The following is a 15,879-nucleotide window of genomic DNA, read 5'->3' as shown; positions in this document are numbered from 1 at the left end:
CCGCTGCACTCAAGTCAAAGCACCACCGCAACTCGAACCACACCCGGCGGTGCAACCGTAACAATAGGAAGCTGTGCGAATTTCGTCAATGATATCTAAGCTTCCTGCGGCTAATAGCTTACCCACGGTTAATGTTTCCCCAGTACCAGACTGAGCCGGAATCTCTTCCATCTGATTAAAATCACAGTCGTAAACATTTCCTCGATAATCAATCGAGAGTTCATTTCGACACATCAAATGTTCCACCGTCGTCGGATTAAAATTATCTTCCAGAAACTTCAGATACGGCGTATACAGCTTGGTTCGTTGCAGATAAAACTTCGTTCTGCCAATGGGCAAATTGGTAATCGTAAACAACTGGTTAAACTCAATATCAAAATTTTCCTGAAGGAACCGTTTATAATCCTGTTCCAACTTCACCTGATTCGGCGTTAAGGAAAAATCTTCACTCACGGGCAACACCGGGTTATAAACCAAATCCAGGATTAACTGCGGATTTTTCCCATACCCCAATTGATTTAACCGTTGAATTGCCCGAATCGAATCATTGTAAACTCCTTTCCCCCGCATTTTATCCACATTATCCTCTAAATAGCAGGGAAGCGAGGCAACAACTCTCACCTGATGTTGAGCAAAGTAGTCGGGCAAATCCTGGAATCCCGGTTCAAAGAAAATCGTCAAATTTGACCGCACAATCACCTCCTTTCCCGTTGCCCGCGCTGCTTCAACTAAGGGTTTAAACCCATAATTCATTTCCGGCGCACCGCCAGTCAAATCAACGGTTTGGATTTGCGGAAAGCGATGAATTAGTTCGATAAGTTGGTCACAGATTTCCGGCGTCAGTTCTTCCGTGCGTTTAGGTCCCGCTTCCACATGGCAATGGGTACAGGCGAGATTACAGCGTTTTCCCAAATTGATTTGCAGAACTGTAATTTTGTTTTTAGTTAAAGGTGTACTCAGTTGTTGGCGAAACGGTGTTACCGCTAATGTGGCTGTCTGTGTCACTACGTTAAATCCCTGGAAATGTATCTTGACTTCAGTATCTGACTAGCTAAACCCATATCGGCTAGCTGAGTCTATAATAAATCATTTAGTCTGACCGAGATCAATTAAACAGCAGTTCAATGAGTTTTTGCTGAGAATCAGTCATTCGTCATTTGTCATTCGTCATTCGTCATACTCGCTTTCATCGAGAAGCAATCTACGTCCTTTGTAAGGGTTTGAGGGTTGTTTACAAAACTTAGTGGGCGTGCTGTTTTGTTTTGTCCGACTACTTGTCAATAATCTTTGAAAATAAAAAATAAAAGCTTTACAGTTTTGAGTTAAACCTTCATTACCGCTTCACCAAGACGCTCAAATAAAAGGTTAAGGTTGGGTTAATTCATGCCATTAACTCAGGAGCGAAATGATGAAAGGAGTGAAAGAGAAATCCCGCAAAGAAACAATTTATGATAGTTCTAGATTAACAGGCAAAGCCTTCTTGATGGATGCCAAGCCTCTGAGTAAGAAAAAATTAACATGTCGGTGGATTAAATCATCAGCAAATTCTGGCACTCTAATGGCAATATGGGATTTGTAATTATAATATCATGTCCGGTTGAATATTGCTCAGTTAAGCCAGACTTGAATTTATTTGACCCCGGCTACAGTAAGCTGTTCGGCATTTAAACCTTAATGTCAATAATGGCGAAATCACGTTCAGTGCGAGCATCTTGCTCGCTACCCATTCCTAATTTAAAGGCATGACAGCTTATTGTCTGGCTTCTTACCTTTCCCCTGTTTCCTTCTCTTACCCCAACCCTTATTCAGCAAGTCATAACGATTAGATCGGTTCTAATTGGAGTCGATACCGATACAAGGCGACGGGTTTATCCAACGCCTGAAAATAATCAGGATCTTGAGGGGAAAGGTAAATCGCGGTGATTTGCCATGCTTGAATTTCGGAATCGGGTGATGGTAAGTAGTGATAAGCGGTTGTGGTTTCCACCTGATTTAAATAGGGTTGGGTTGTACCGCGAAAGTATTGGTTAGTGACTTCTGTGGTAATAAAGCGATCGCGGCTGGGGGTTTCTGTGTTTCGACCTGTAACAATAGAGATAAGTTGGCGTCCCGATCGCAATTCGGTGATTTGCCGATTTACAGACGCCGGATCAACCTTAACAGAACGAATGGCGCTATCGCCGAGATAGGCTTGGGCGATATTCAAGCCATTAAATTCTCGATCAGCAACAACGGCGGATTCCGTTTGCTGGGGAAGGGGTATAATGCGATCGCGAGATTTCGATTGCACCTGATCAACCCGTTCAAACCGTACCTGAAACTGCATCGGCTGATTTAAATAGCGGCGATTACTCTGAAATCCCGGCGTGACAATCTCTGGCGCTAAGGGTGCAACTTGTTCCACGAGAGTGCTGGTAACGTTCCAGGTTCCCTCCATCCAATCAGGATAAACCAAATCCCCCATCGCCGCCGTTACTGGGGGTTTACCTTGCCAATTGGGGAATTGCGCCACGCGATCGGCGAGTTGTCCGGCTTGGGCTGGATTTGTCCAAAGGCAGTAGACTAGGATTAAGCCGCATCCGATGAGTCTGGGAAGAATCGCCACAACTGAATTGACCTTTGCTGGGTATCGGTTAACAAGAGAGAGCGCGATCGCACACCTCGGTAGTGAACTTCTATCCAATCATGCCAATTTCTCGGTCTAGATGCGACAACCAGTAGGTGTTTTTTCAGAGGAGTCTAAATTTGAGGCTGTATCCCTTATCGGGTAAGGGTTTGCCGCCTATTTTGCTGTTTAGGGGGTTGTCGCAATGGCTGAAAAGCTTATACAAAAAGGATTTGAGCCTATTTTGTTTAAGGGGTCTTGTCAAAGGCGATGGCTGAAATGCTATAGTTATATGAGGTTGTCGAAATCGCACCTTGAAAACCAAATACAGTATGGGTTCTAAGAGGCTGCACTGGAATTCCTTATTAATCCCTACCAGGGATTGAAACATCTATAGTGCGAATGAGGATATCCCTGACGCGACTGGAATTCCTTATTAATCCCTACCAGGGATTGAAACCTGCGTATTCTTCTGGGCTGTAACGGAAGTCACCATGCTGGAATTCCTTATTAATCCCTACCAGGGATTGAAACGACAAATTGAGAGAAAACCATCAGAAATTAGAAACTGGAATTCCTTATTAATCCCTACCAGGGATTGAAACTCATAAAGAATAGAATAAGCCTTAATTCTCTCGTCTGGAATTCCTTATTAATCCCTACCAGGGATTGAAACTCAGCAAGCTCAAACCCAGCACATAAAGCTATAACTGGAATTCCTTATTAATCCCTACCAGGGATTGAAACATCTAATACAATTGCCTGGAATTCCTTTTGCTTCTTGCTCCCCTCTCCCCAGGGTGGGAGAGGGGCTGGGGGTGAGGGGGTTGTGGCTTAAGTTGACACCAATGGACAATGCCGTGCCCCTACAATTATTTTATTGAAATGTTGGAATTTCCGTGAATTCCTATGAGGGATTAAAATTAGCGCCGGGAATGCGATCGCGTCTGAAACCAGATAATAATTCCCATACTCAGCAGCATAACAGCTTAGTACACTCCTTAAGAACCTCAAACAAACCCTGGCGAATGGAATTTGTGAAACCCGCGCAGGCGGGTTTAGTTTGTGTAGCTGCGGTTTGAACCGCCCTACTTCTCCAACGTCCATCTTGCGATCGCGCTTTCAAATTCCTCTAACGCCTGAACATGTCCCACTTGCCATGACCGTTTTATAGTAACCGGGACAACCTGGGTGATCGAAATGTCTGGAAACGTCGGACTACTATCAGATTGTCTATAGTCTCCTTCAATTAAAATATAAATTATTAACTTGCCACTATCATAAACCCAGACTTCGGGAACGCCAATCGCTTGATAAGCATCCAATGTTGTTTTCGAGGTAACATCTGACTCAATTGCCAAATCCGGCGGTGGATCATCGGGTTCAAGTCGGCGACGACCAATCATTTGTTGATAATTCTGAATGTAGAAACAAGCATCTGGTTCAACGCCTGCGGCACCTTCTTTTTTAAACGTCGTTGAACCAAAGGGTTCATATCGCCTACTTGTCGCCTTAAGCAATAGCTTGACGATATCTGAAATAATATCCTTTGGTTTTTCATGCTCAGGTAAAGCAACTATAATTTCTAACGTTCCCTGGCTGTAAGCAAGTCTGGCGGCACGTTTTTCTCCTAACTCTGACAAAATGGACTCAAATTCCTGCCAGTTGACATTAGGAATTGTCACAGCACTGCCGGGTGCTAATTTCATCTGGCTAATCGGTTTAACAATAGGGGAAAGAGCCGTCATAAGTAAAAATAAACGTATTCAGCAGAAACGCCCCTGAGGACATTTCTACTGAAGTCAGCAAAGCGGTTCTTGACTAGCCGATTTTACCATTTATTCAGGAGTTTTTCGCCAATCCGTTTAGGTTGGCTAGGTTACTATTCCCCAAACAAACTCTTAATCGCATCGCCTAAATTGTCAGACGCCTTTTCCATATCCGACCCTGCATCTTCAGCGCGATTTTTAACCCGACCTGTATCTTGCTCCGCTCGCCCTTGGGCTTGCTTAGCTGCACCTTTAATATCTTCCTTAGCTTTGCCCATATTTCGTTCCATGGTGCCAATATCTTCTTTGGCTTTCCCTTGAATTTGGTCGCTGGTTCCCGAACCGAATACTTCGTCAACGGGGTTACTATCAGCAAGGATAAATGGTGTCGTTTTCACGTTTAAAGCCTGGGCTGTAGGCATGGCATTAAATAATGTGCCTGTCCAAGTCAATGCCACTAACGCCATTGACAAAAGAACTGACAGTATCTTTTTCGCCCGGTATCGTTGAAAATTATCCGAAACTTTATTGATTATCCTGAACATACTTAATTGAGAATTTAGAACTTGAACTCTAGGATGATAACCTATTCAACGCAGTTAAGGATTCACCCATTAGATAGAGATTTTGATGATTTGACCTGATTTTTCAACCAAGTCAACCAGGTTTCTAATCCTGCACCTGTTTTCGCCGAGAGCCGAATAATCGTAACCTGGGGATTGATTTGACGCACGTTAGATTCCAGACGGTTGAGATCAATGTCCAGGTAAGGGGCTAAGTCGATTTTGCTAATTAATAAGCAGTCTGCTTCTTGAAACATGATTGGATATTTTAAGGGTTTATCCTCTCCCTCGGTGACACTTATCAGTGCAACCTTGCCATGTTCTCCCACTTCAAATTCAGCCGGACAAACCAGATTACCGACATTCTCGACAAAAACCAGATCCAATTCTGCTGGATTGTATTCCGCTGCTAACGTGTGAAGTCCTCCTGATACCATCTTTGAGTCAAGATGACAGGAACGTCCGGTATTAATCGCAATCACAGGAACGCCGTATTGACGCAGCCGTTCGGCGTCTAATTCAGTTGTCATATCCCCTTCAATGACTGCCATTTTTAAGTCATGATTCAGGGCGGCTAGAGTACGCTCTAACAGCACTGTTTTCCCCGCACCGGGGCTACTCATGATATTCAGACAGGTAATTCCCCACTGATCAAAATGGGCGCGATTGTGATTGGCTCCCGCTTGGTTAGCGTGGAGTAAGTTAATTTCTAAAGCAGCTTCAACGGTTTGGTGCATTGTTAATTAGGCTGAATAAGTAATAACAAATGACAAATGACAAATGACAAATGACAAATGACAAATGACAAATGACGAATGACAAATGACATCTCTGCCGTCAACTTTAAGTTTACTCACCTCCTTACATTTCAACACAAGATTGAGCATATTCAATGCGATCGATTTTCAGTTCTCGTCCCGAACGAATATCCTCCATCGGAGATTGACAACTAGGACAAGAATAGTGCAATCCGATTTCGGGTTTGTATTCCTCTTGACAGGCGTGACAGAAGGCGACCAAAGGCGTTTCGTGAATAGCTAACTTTACCCCCTCTAAAAAACCCGTTTGAGTCTGTGCCGCAAACGCAAATTGCAAACTAGCAGGTTCTACACAAGTGAATTGCCCTACGGTGAGGTGAATGGTATCAATTTGCGGACGAGAGGGTTGTTCCTCCCACCATTGGCGGACTGTCAAAATTAATGCTTTAGTCATATCGGTTTCATGCACGCTTTATCCCTCACCCAATTTCCTCAATTTCTGCCATTTCCTACTCAAAGTAATTAAACCCATTCCACCATTTCAGCTTGATAATTCATTTGAATGTAATCAGGCTTTTCCTGGCGAGGAAGCTGACCCGATACCACTAAATGACCCATCGTGTCACAAATCACCCGGGTTGCCATGAGAGAGGTCATATCACTAATATCATAGGGGGGTGAAACTTCGACCACTTCTAAGCCACAAACGGGAACATTTTGGACAATTTTCTTAAGCAGATAGAGGGCTTCACGGGGCAGTAACCCACCCGGTTCGGGCCACCCGGTTCCGGGAACAAATCCAGCATCAATACAATCAATATCAAAACTAATCCAGACACAATCTGTCCCATCAGTAGCGCGTTTTATCGCAAAATCGGCTGCCGCATCTAATCCCATTTCTGTAATATCGGTAACGGTGAGAATATTCGTAGCCCGTTCTCGACAAACTTTGACGCCTTGACGCGGAACTTGCCAGCCACCAATTCCCAGTTGAACTAGGTTTTTCGCCGGAGCATTTTTGATATTAGTGGCATGAAACCAGGGACAGGTATGCATCCGTTCATCGAGATCAGTTTCTTGGGTATCGACATGGCGATCAAAGTGAATAATGCCTACTTTTTTATCCCCCAGATGCCGACAAATTCCCCGCACTGTGGCAAATCCAATGGAATGATCGCCACCTAAAATAATCGGGAATGCACCGGAACTAAAAACGTGAGCAATTCCCTTGGAGATTTGGTCAAAGGACTTTTCATTATTCGCCGGGATCGTAAAAATATCGCCCACATCACAGAGGGTAATTTGTTCGCGTAAATCAACGCCTAATTCAAAATTATAAGGCGTATACAAGGCGCTAATCCGACGAATCCCTTGGGGACCAAACCGCGTACCCGGGCGATAAGTTGTACCGGAATCATGGGGAACCCCGATAATCGCCACGTCATAATTGCCAACTTGACGCACATCTTCTAAATAGGGCGCTTTCATAAAGGTATTAATCCCAGCATAGTGGGGCAATTCACCTCGCGAAAACGTAGGAATTGTGCGATCGCGGATACTTTCAGCGGCTTCTAAACCATAGTCTAACCCTTGGTTGACTTCTTGTTGCCAACCCGTTAAGGGTAGCTGTTGTTCTCGTTCTAAAGCACGTTGGGCTTCGCTGGGGTATCCATTGGGGTTGTTATTCGGGGGTTGAAATGGAAATGACTGACTCATAAATTTCTCCAGATTAATGTCACGAAAAAACAGGAAAAATACCCAGGAGACTGACGAATCTTGCCTTCGTCAACATCTCCCGGGCTTTTCTCCCGCCGTGGGGCTACCGATTTTATGATCCATGAGGATGGATGAAAATCTTTTGGGGGTAACCTGCTTCTCTCGGACCAGTCATTTCAGCAGTTGAATCCGAAATCGGAACCCTAGAAGCTTTTTCTATTTCGCTTTATTTATAATTACTATTCTTTGATTGTAGCAAAATGTATGAAAAGTTACAAAAATCTATTTAAATTTGCTTGGGTAAGCGAATCGTAAACTGGCTACCCTTGTCTAAGGGGTGTAAGGGTGTAGGGGTGTAGGGGTGTAGGGTGTAGGGGTGTGGGGGTGTAGGGTGTAGGGTGTAGGGGTGTAGGGTGTAGGGGTGTAGGGGCGGGTTTCACTATTATCGTTTCTTTTGCACCTGGATGTGACTAAACCCGCCCTTCTACTACATAAGCCTCTTGATTCAAATGAAACTGTTGTCCACCCTGAGTCAGATATTACAGCTCATTCTTTTGTCAGACGCGATCGCACCCACAAATCATACAGTAAAAAGCGAGAGGACAGCAATCTGACTCCACTAATCAGCCGGATTTTCGGGTTCGCGGTTTTTCGGCTTCGCCTAAGTGCATAAGTAGGTTGGTGGAAATAAACTTAACTAGATTAAGTTATGTAAACAAGCCTCAAACACTTACTGTTCCCTGTTCCCTGTTCCCTAATCTCCACTGCTAACTTTAATTGTGTCCACCTACTTAGCTTCATCAATGTTAACGCCACAGTCAAAAAAAATTAGTTGTACACCCTAGAGGACTATCATGAATACCAACCCACAACACCATCACTCACTCGCCAACACCGTGGAAAACCAGGAGTCGCCAACGGTTTCCTCCCCAAAAGTGGCGTTGAATGATATAGCTGTTAATGAACCTAAAGCCTATCCAGACCCAGTAGACCCACTTTTTACCAGTTTAAGCTTTTTGGGAATCGGCTTAATTGTAGTGGGTCTTAAGCTCAAGCCTGCAAAATTGAGGAAACTCTTCAGTTTTAGATTCTCTCTACTCAAACGCCATCAACATCCTTGTTGTACAAAATGTAGGTTTTTTAACCAGCAAGCTGAACCAAAGTGTGCAGTCCATCCCCGTATGGTTCTTAGTATCCAAGCCAAAAACTGTTCTGACTATTGGGCGCGTGATAGTCAAAGATTTTACCAGTAAGCCGTATAAATGACGAGGTTTATTGTCAGCTTTCGTCCCAGACTAAGTAGGTTGCTGCAAATAAACTCAACCCTATTAATTTATGTAAATAACCCTCAAACCCTTACAAAGGACGAATGACAAAGGACGAAGGACGATCCCCACCGTTAACTTTAATTGTCCCCACCTACTTAATTTGAGTTAACCTGAGTAGAGGCAATTGCTTAATTGTCTCTACTTAATTAAGTTTATAGCTAGAAATCATAATCTTCCGATAGTTAGATGTCATAACCTAACCCCTCTTTTATGGTGATTATCATAGCTTGTTGATGTTGAAGTTCATTTCATCTAGCTATTGATGGATTTTCTCAATAAACCAGGAAAGTCTGTTTGGTTGAGTAGTTACAAGACCATGAAAAACAAAAAAACATTATGAACAATGCAAACTTTTGGCAACTGTATAGTGAGGCAGTGCTAACCTCGCTGGGCTTTTTCTGGAAAGCGTTATGGGCGTTTATCCTAGGTTATGTTATTAGTAGCGCTATCCAGGTTTTTGTGACCCGCGAACGCATGAAACAAACCATGGGTGAAGCGGGAAAAGGAAGCGTCGCCTTGGGAACGTTTTTCGGCTTTATATCGAGTTCCTGTAGTTTCGCTGCCCTAGCGACAACCAAATCCTTATTTAAAAAAGGAGCCGGTTTTGTTCCTTCCTTGGCTTTCTTACTCGCCTCAACTAATTTAGTTGTTGAGTTAGGATTTATTATTGCCGTTTTCCTCGGTTGGCAGTTCGTCGTCGGCGAGTATGTGGGTGGACTTCTGCTCATTATTTGCATGTGGCTAATCGTGCGGTTTACTCGCCCCACGAAGCTAATTAGAAAGGTACGCAAACGACTGCGGGACAATGAAGGCGAGGCAAATGAGGGAGAAGATGTTCCTAACTGGAAGGAGAAGATTCAAACTCTACAGGGATGGAAACAGGTTGCCCGCAAATATTTCATGGAATGGAAGATGGTTTGGAAAGACGTAACCATCGGCTTTACCGTGGCGGGGGCGATTGCTGTATTTGTGCCGCGATCGTTTTTTCAGTTCCTATTTATCGGTTCTGGACAAGATGGGAATCCGGGATTTTTGGCGATACTGGAAAATACAATTATTGGACCCGTGGCGGCGTTTTTTACGTTTATCGGTTCTATGGGAAATATTCCCTTGGCTTCGGTTCTCTATGCCAATGGGGTGAGTTTTGCTGGGGTAATCGCGTTTATTTTTAGTGATTTAGTTGTGTTCCCGGTGATTCGGATTAATGCCAAATACTATGGCTGGAAAATGGCATCCTATATCCTGGCTGTCTTTTTAGCGGCGTTGGTGGCGACAGCTATTGTTATGCACTATGGCTTTTCCCTATTGGGACTTTTGCCAGAAAGTACGGGGCAGAGTCAAGCCGAGACACAGCGTTTTGCGATTGACTATACCTTCTGGCTGAATCTTGCCTTTCTCGCTGTTACTGGGGTTATGGCTTGGCTGCGTTGGGGTGGCAAAAAGGATGACAAGGGTGGAATGCATCACGGCGGTGGTAAGAAAAGTATCATTGAGCGGGTGCTGTTTTGGCTAGCGATTGTCTCCTATATCTGGTTAGCTGGGGGTTTGATTGCTACTGTTATCAAGTAACCAAACAGGTAACCAAACAGGGGTTTGGAGACCAAACCCCTACAGTTATAAACAGAAAAATTCTTCACCGATGGAGGGATGAATGCCAATGGTATGATTAAAATCTGCCTTGGTTACTCCGGCGTTAATGGCTAAAGCAATCATCTGAATAATCTCAGAGGCACAGTCTCCAACCATTTGAGCGCCCACAATCCGATCTGAGTTGCCATCAACTACCAGTTTTAGCAGGGTTTGTTCCGGTGATTCTGCCCTCATATCCAAAAGGGATTGGAATGTTTTTTGATAACAACGCACCGCTTCACCCAACTGCGCTTTTGCTTGCGCTTGAGTTAACCCGACAGTAGCGGCTTCCGGTTGAGACGAGACAACGTAGGGAACATAGTCATAATCGACAATTCGAGGATGATCACCAAATTCTGTATCGGCGAAAGCTCGACCCGCCGCGATCGCAACTGGCGTGAACCGGGGTCTAGCGGTACAATCCCCTACAGCGAAAATATTCGCTTGACTGGTACTGCTGTACTCATCTACCGCGATCGCTCCCTGCTTAACCTCAACTCCAGCCTTCTCTAAACCTAATCCATCCCAGTTAGGAACGCGATCGCTAATCCAGACAACGGTTTCCACCTCTACGGGTTCATTACTACCCGATAACCTCAAATTCAGACAATCTTGCACCCGCTCAATTTTCTCAACCTGGCTATTGGTGCAAATTCTAATTCCCAACCGCGTCATCTCATCTTGAACCGTTGTCCGCAAAGCGTGATCACAACCGGGCAAAACTTTATCGTCGGATATGACTAGCGTAACTTTTGAGATTAACCCATTCATCATCCCCGCCAGTTTCACCGCAATATAATTACTGCCAATAATCGCTAAGTGTTTGGGTTGATGTTTCAGTTCTAGAAATTTCCGCGTTGTGATTGCATATTCAATTCCGGAAACCTCAGGTTTTATCGCTTTTCGACCAACCGCAATCAAAATTTTATTCGCCTTATACTCCTGTCCATTAATATCTACTGTGTGAGCATCTATAAATTTAGCATGTCCTTTGATCAGTTCAACGCCAGCTTTTTCCAGCTTCTGGATATGCATTTGACACAGATGCTGGATATCTCGGTTTCTGGCTTCCATAAATTGACACCAATCAAAGTTCTTGGACACATGACCCCAGCCATATTCATCCGCCCGTTCAAAGACTTTAGAGAAACCCGCCGCATAGGTCATTAATTTTTCGGGGATACACCCATGCACCACACAAGTCCCACCGACTTGCTCTTGCTCCGCGATCGCCACCCGGACGCCATAGTTAGCCGCGCTTTCAGCCGCTGCTAAACCACCGGGTCCTGCACCAATAACCAAAAGTTCGTAATCCCAGTTCATCATACAACCTATTCAAAAAATACAATCACTATCTTTTCTTTCACATTTTATTAATCAGTGAACTAAAAGCAAACCTTTGCCGAGAGCAATTTTGTCAAGTCAAGTATAGACGAAGATTCCGAATATTTATCAGAGTCATAAAGATCTACTTCCTTAGATAGATAGAATAATTAGACATACAGAAGTTCGCTCAGAATTGCAATTTTTAGTCCCTAATGATACCTCAGAATCTGGAGATCATCATCATAATGGGGCAGAAACTGAACATGAACAGTCGGAACAAGATCACCAAGAAGAGTCAGGACATTCTCATGAACATGAATAGGATTAGGTCATTGGAAATTAGGTAATGTGACAAACCCGAATGAAATTAAAATTAATTTTGTATTTCTGTAGGGGCGACCCGCTTGGTTTAATTCACAACATCAGTCCTCTTAATTGACTCGGGTCGCCCTCTCCTCAACCCTTTGTTGCTGGTGTGAAACAGCTAAAATTGTGGTGGAAATTTTACGATTAAATCGGGCGCACGTCTGTGCGCCCCTACGGTTTCTGGATGTAACTCTAATCCACCAATTAAGGTGTGCCACGCCACTACACTGATCAACGCTTTAACTCTAAGAATGTCACTTCCCAAACCAATCGAGGTTGAGCATATCCAAGCAAGTAGGTTCGCGCTTGCTCTAATTGGTGAATGATCTGGGTATGGGGTTGGTGTTGCCAATACCGATGCTGTAAATAGTCAACTAACCACAATTGGGCTTGGGGATCAAGGGTTTTATCAATTTCCTTAGCCAGTTCTAGCGCCATACGGGATGAGTTGGGCAATTGGTTCAACTTTGCCAGTAATTCTGGGGGAATGGCTTGCAGTTGTTCAAACGCCGCGATCGCTTCTCCGGGACTCCCTTGGGCAATGGCTAATATCGAGGGTTCTTGGAGAATCTGCTGATAACCTGTTTGCTGTAGCACCTGTGCCATGTCGTCTTGTGCCAATCGGGAAAAGGGAATCCGTTGACACCGGGATACTAAGGTGGGTAATAAGGCATCGGGACTGGGCGCGATTAAAATTAATGTGGCGTTTCCGGGTTCTTCTAGCGTCTTGAGCAAGCCATTGGCGGCGGATTCTGCCATGGTTTCCGTCTGTTCTAACACCACAATTTGACGGGAGGCTTCCAGGGGAGAACGTCCTAAAAATTGGCTAATTTCGCGAATTTGTTCCAGGCGGATTTGGGGAGGGGTTTTGCGCTTGAGTCCTTTTTCTGCGGCTTCTTTGGCGGATAGACGAATGCCATTGTGCAGATAGGTGGGTTCAACCCAGAGGAGATCTGGGTGGTTCCCCTGCTGGAGGCGTTTCTGGACTAAGGGTTGCTTCTGGGGGGGAATATCTTGACAAAACAACCGTTCAATGAACCACCGGGCGACTAAAGCCCGCCCGACTCCAGGAGAACCAACAAATAGATAAGCTGGGGCGATGCGGTTGGCTGTCATTGCCCCCTCTAAGAGTGCGATCGCTTGTTTTTGTGCGACTATGGTCATTTGTCATTCGTCATTCGTCATTTGTCATTTGTCTTATGTCATTTGTCATTCGTCCATGACATCGCGTATTTGAATCCGTTGACGTAACACCGCCTGAATGTCTCGTTGTACGGCGTCAGGGCTTTGATTGGCGTCAATCCGGACAATTCGCTGGGGATGATGGGAGGCTAACTGGGCAAACCCTTGTTGGACTCGTTGGTGAAAGGCTAACTCTGCTTGTTCCATGCGATCGGCGACGCCCCGTTCTCTTGCCCGTTGTAAGCCTATGGTGACATCAACATCTAACCACAAGGTTAAATCGCTTTCTAGCCCTCCTGTGGCGATGTGGTTGATTTGCTCAATTAGGGCTAGGTCAATCCCTCGTCCATACCCCTGATAGGCAATCGTTGAGTCGGTGTAGCGATCGCACAAAATAATCGCTCCGGCGTTAAGCTGAGGCTGTAACAATTCTTCAACATGCTGCGATCGATCAGCAGCGTAGAGGAGGAGTTCGGTGCGGTGTTGTAGGGATGAGGACTGTTCTTGGAGCAAGAGTTGACGCAGGTTTATGCCTAAGGCGGTTCCTCCGGGTTCTCGGGTGATGATCACAGGTGGCGGTTTGCGGTAATTGCCCAGTTTGTCGAGTATGCCACTGCTGAGGAACCAATCGCGCGATCGCTGAATTTGGGTGGTTTTGCCACTGCCTTCGACTCCCTCAAACACGATCAGCATTTCTCCTTATCCACGCCTCATCTGATTACATCTCTCCCCATTGTCACCCAAAATCATGTCCTCGAATAAAGTGAAAGATGGGCAGATGTTTGTCCCGATGGAATCTACCGTCAAGAGTATGTATACTTTATTGGTATACCTATCCAGCCAAAGACCACAGCTAGGTAGGTGACTTTAGATAGCCGCCATAGGAGCTTGGTAATCAAGCCCGTACAGGTGGTGTTAGCCTGTGGACTGGTTCAGTGCTGTCACAGCCAGAGTGAAGCAGGAAGTAAGTACCTCCAGATGCCCACTTGTGGGTTGCTTTGGATAGATCTTATGTAATGATCTAGCTATCTGACGCCAAGGGTTAAATATGGCTCGCTACACTTGTTCATTTACGGTTGCAGTTTCTCCCGATCACCTTCAGCCATCGTTGATTGAGGTTTTACAATCCTGCGATTTCGACATTATCTATGATACGGGAGACTATATCATGGCACGGGAGATCCCCGGTCATGTTGCCTTTGCCAAACTCGTGACAGTGGAAGTCTTGATTGACAAATCGATGGCTACCGATCAGGAAATTCGCATGAATTTCGTGATCAAAAATGAAGAGTTGCCCTTACAGGTGGACAACCACTGTCACGATAAGTTTTATGAAGTTCAAGAGGCGGTTGCCCAAAACCGCCATTGGCAACTCTTAGAAAGTGTTGCTGGTTGATATCCTCTGGTTTTAATCCTCTGGTTTCAATCCTCTGGATTTCCCTGATCATAGTTGGGCGAATAATCAGGGTGTCCAGTCATCTGGATCTCCCCCCATCATATTTGGGCTAATCAGGGTGATATCAAACTCATCGGGAGGTCCAGTGGGAACAGAGTCTCGCTTGAGTATGTAATATTTGGCACTAACTTGAGGCCCGAAGACGACTTCGTCCTCATCTTCAAGATCGTGGGCTTGAAGTTTACGACCGTTAATTACGAGTCCGTTGGCGCTGGCTTTACCTTTGAGGTTACCATCGACAATGCGGTAGTAGAGACTGCCGTCCTCTCGTTCTCGCCGCACTAAGGTGGCGTGTCGGCGAGATACAAATTGTGAGAACAAACGAATATCCACATCCGGATCTCTGCCTATAGAATAGACGGGTTCCTCCAAGGTATATTCCTTGCGTCCTTTTTCGTCTTCAATAATTAACAGATGGTTTTGATTGGATTTTGCAGGCATTGAACATCGAAAAATAGGGATAGAGAGTGCAGTTAATTCACTGTCGCTGTGTCTATGCTTTCTTACATTAGCAAACTGCTTAATAATCTTTCCTTAACGTATCAAGAAGAAATGACCGAATTGCCGACCTTCAACTTGGTCTTCCCCCATTCAATCATCATAAGCATTAATGCAGATCATGGCACAGACTCTAATGTTACAATTTTGTGACATTTTTTTACACTGACCCTACTGGAGAGCCTGTAGGCTTCCTTTGGGGTTCTGCTAATTGGCAGTGCTTCCGGCTTTTATCGTGAGGACTATGTATAACTCCTCTCTGGTGATCTTAATAGCTGCGTTACACTCCCGGTTTAGAAGATCCCACAAGTAGGCTGTAAATTCGTACCGATAAAACTTTTTCAATTTGGCTATCACATTCACCCTACTTTCCCGCTGGATACCGGACTTTGTCCTGCTCCGCAGAAACTCCATGCTTAACATGGGCAGGGAGGAAAGCGGGTGATAACCTAAGATTTACCAGCCTTCGCCGCTTGGTAAGCGAGACTTGAAAAGAATCATCCAGACACCACCATTACTTTGTATTCTACTACATAAAGGTTAGGACTGATACATTTACGCGACACAATACGGGAAATTCCCGGACAATGCAGCGATAGCAACACCATCTGAATTGATGGTGAAGGCGGTATCCCGCAAAGCTTTGAGCATAAAGCCCAAAGCGCCATTCATGTCTCGCGGCA

15 protein-coding genes, 1 CRISPR repeat array and 1 riboswitch are annotated in these 15,879 nt (G+C 44.9%); of the genes, 4 read left to right on the top strand and 11 right to left on the bottom strand.

Annotated features, from left to right (window positions below; translation table 11 throughout):
- Nucleotides 1–9 precede the first annotated feature (9 nt).
- Together arsS and RIC07_RS05235 are read right to left on the bottom strand one after the other, a co-directional pair.
- Nucleotides 10–1,005, bottom strand: a complete 996-nt coding sequence (gene arsS / locus RIC07_RS05240) for an arsenosugar biosynthesis radical SAM (seleno)protein ArsS (protein ID WP_446393583.1) — start codon at nt 1,003–1,005, stop codon at nt 10–12.
- 817 nt (nt 1,006–1,822) lie between these two features.
- The gene (locus RIC07_RS05235; RefSeq protein WP_446393630.1) at nt 1,823–2,599 is read right to left on the bottom strand and encodes a DUF6816 family protein; all 777 of its coding nucleotides are present in this window, start codon (nt 2,597–2,599) and stop codon (nt 1,823–1,825) included.
- Nucleotides 2,600–2,957: 358 nt separating this feature from the next.
- Nucleotides 2,958–3,352: direct repeats of the CRISPR family, unit length 37 nt; unit sequence CTGGAATTCCTTATTAATCCCTACCAGGGATTGAAAC.
- Nucleotides 3,353–3,504: 152 nt separating this feature from the next.
- Here RIC07_RS05235 and RIC07_RS05230 point away from each other — a divergent pair.
- Nucleotides 3,505–3,687: a hypothetical protein gene (locus tag RIC07_RS05230; RefSeq protein WP_446384474.1), complete on the top strand. Its 183-nt coding sequence runs from the start codon at nt 3,505–3,507 to the stop codon at nt 3,685–3,687.
- A gap of 6 nt (nt 3,688–3,693) precedes the next feature.
- On the opposite strand, the gene RIC07_RS05225 is transcribed toward RIC07_RS05230, so the two are convergent.
- The 5 genes from RIC07_RS05225 to RIC07_RS05205 all read right to left on the bottom strand — a co-directional run bounded on the left by RIC07_RS05225 (nt 3,694) and on the right by RIC07_RS05205 (nt 7,411).
- Nucleotides 3,694–4,353, bottom strand: a complete 660-nt coding sequence (locus tag RIC07_RS05225) for a Uma2 family endonuclease (RefSeq protein WP_446393582.1) — start codon at nt 4,351–4,353, stop codon at nt 3,694–3,696.
- A 134-nt stretch (nt 4,354–4,487) separates the two neighbouring features.
- Complete coding sequence (locus RIC07_RS05220) at nt 4,488–4,919, bottom strand: CsbD family protein (protein ID WP_446393581.1); 432 nt, start codon at nt 4,917–4,919, stop codon at nt 4,488–4,490.
- A gap of 62 nt (nt 4,920–4,981) precedes the next feature.
- On the bottom strand, nt 4,982–5,674 hold the full coding sequence (gene hypB, locus RIC07_RS05215) for a hydrogenase nickel incorporation protein HypB (protein WP_446342910.1): 693 nt from the start codon (nt 5,672–5,674) through the stop codon (nt 4,982–4,984).
- 124 nt (nt 5,675–5,798) lie between these two features.
- Nucleotides 5,799–6,164, bottom strand: a complete 366-nt coding sequence (gene hypA / locus RIC07_RS05210; RefSeq protein WP_446342912.1) for a hydrogenase maturation nickel metallochaperone HypA — start codon at nt 6,162–6,164, stop codon at nt 5,799–5,801.
- A 53-nt stretch (nt 6,165–6,217) separates the two neighbouring features.
- Nucleotides 6,218–7,411 (bottom strand): agmatinase family protein, encoded by a 1,194-nt coding sequence (locus RIC07_RS05205; RefSeq protein ID WP_446374351.1) that lies wholly within the window; start codon nt 7,409–7,411, stop codon nt 6,218–6,220.
- Nucleotides 7,412–7,485: 74 nt separating this feature from the next.
- Nucleotides 7,486–7,629, bottom strand: a riboswitch (guanidine-I (ykkC/yxkD leader).
- Between the two features lie 636 nt (nt 7,630–8,265).
- On the opposite strand from RIC07_RS05205, the gene RIC07_RS05200 reads away from it, so the two are divergent.
- Together RIC07_RS05200 and RIC07_RS05195 are read left to right on the top strand one after the other, a co-directional pair.
- Nucleotides 8,266–8,664 (top strand): hypothetical protein, encoded by a 399-nt coding sequence (locus tag RIC07_RS05200; protein ID WP_446393580.1) that lies wholly within the window; start codon nt 8,266–8,268, stop codon nt 8,662–8,664.
- A 411-nt stretch (nt 8,665–9,075) separates the two neighbouring features.
- Nucleotides 9,076–10,308, top strand: coding sequence for a permease (locus RIC07_RS05195; protein WP_446393579.1), 1,233 nt, complete (start codon nt 9,076–9,078; stop codon nt 10,306–10,308).
- 45 nt (nt 10,309–10,353) lie between these two features.
- Here RIC07_RS05195 and gorA read toward each other — a convergent pair whose 3' ends face one another.
- The 3 genes from gorA to tmk all read right to left on the bottom strand — a co-directional run bounded on the left by gorA (nt 10,354) and on the right by tmk (nt 13,935).
- Nucleotides 10,354–11,691, bottom strand: coding sequence for a glutathione-disulfide reductase (gene gorA / locus RIC07_RS05190; protein ID WP_446393629.1), 1,338 nt, complete (start codon nt 11,689–11,691; stop codon nt 10,354–10,356).
- Nucleotides 11,692–12,291: 600 nt separating this feature from the next.
- Nucleotides 12,292–13,224, bottom strand: coding sequence for a DNA polymerase III subunit delta' (gene holB, locus RIC07_RS05185; RefSeq protein ID WP_446393578.1), 933 nt, complete (start codon nt 13,222–13,224; stop codon nt 12,292–12,294).
- A 45-nt stretch (nt 13,225–13,269) separates the two neighbouring features.
- Nucleotides 13,270–13,935 carry a dTMP kinase gene (gene tmk / locus RIC07_RS05180; RefSeq protein WP_446393577.1) on the bottom strand — a complete coding sequence of 222 codons (666 nt, stop codon included), beginning with the start codon at nt 13,933–13,935 and terminating at the stop codon, nt 13,270–13,272.
- A 355-nt stretch (nt 13,936–14,290) separates the two neighbouring features.
- On the opposite strand from tmk, the gene RIC07_RS05175 reads away from it, so the two are divergent.
- Nucleotides 14,291–14,638, top strand: a complete 348-nt coding sequence (locus RIC07_RS05175; protein WP_006104062.1) for a hypothetical protein — start codon at nt 14,291–14,293, stop codon at nt 14,636–14,638.
- Nucleotides 14,639–14,704: 66 nt separating this feature from the next.
- Here the strand turns inward: RIC07_RS05175 and RIC07_RS05170 are convergent, their stop codons facing one another.
- The gene (locus RIC07_RS05170) at nt 14,705–15,139 is read right to left on the bottom strand and encodes an FHA domain-containing protein (RefSeq protein ID WP_006103925.1); all 435 of its coding nucleotides are present in this window, start codon (nt 15,137–15,139) and stop codon (nt 14,705–14,707) included.
- Between the last annotated feature and the right edge of the window lie 740 nt (nt 15,140–15,879).

Source organism: Coleofasciculus sp. E1-EBD-02 (genome assembly GCF_040218245.1).
Classification (GTDB): domain Bacteria; phylum Cyanobacteriota; class Cyanobacteriia; order Cyanobacteriales; family Coleofasciculaceae; genus Coleofasciculus.
The sequence above is the reverse complement of the archived record's forward strand: the minus strand, read 5'-3'. Positions and strand labels throughout refer to the sequence as shown.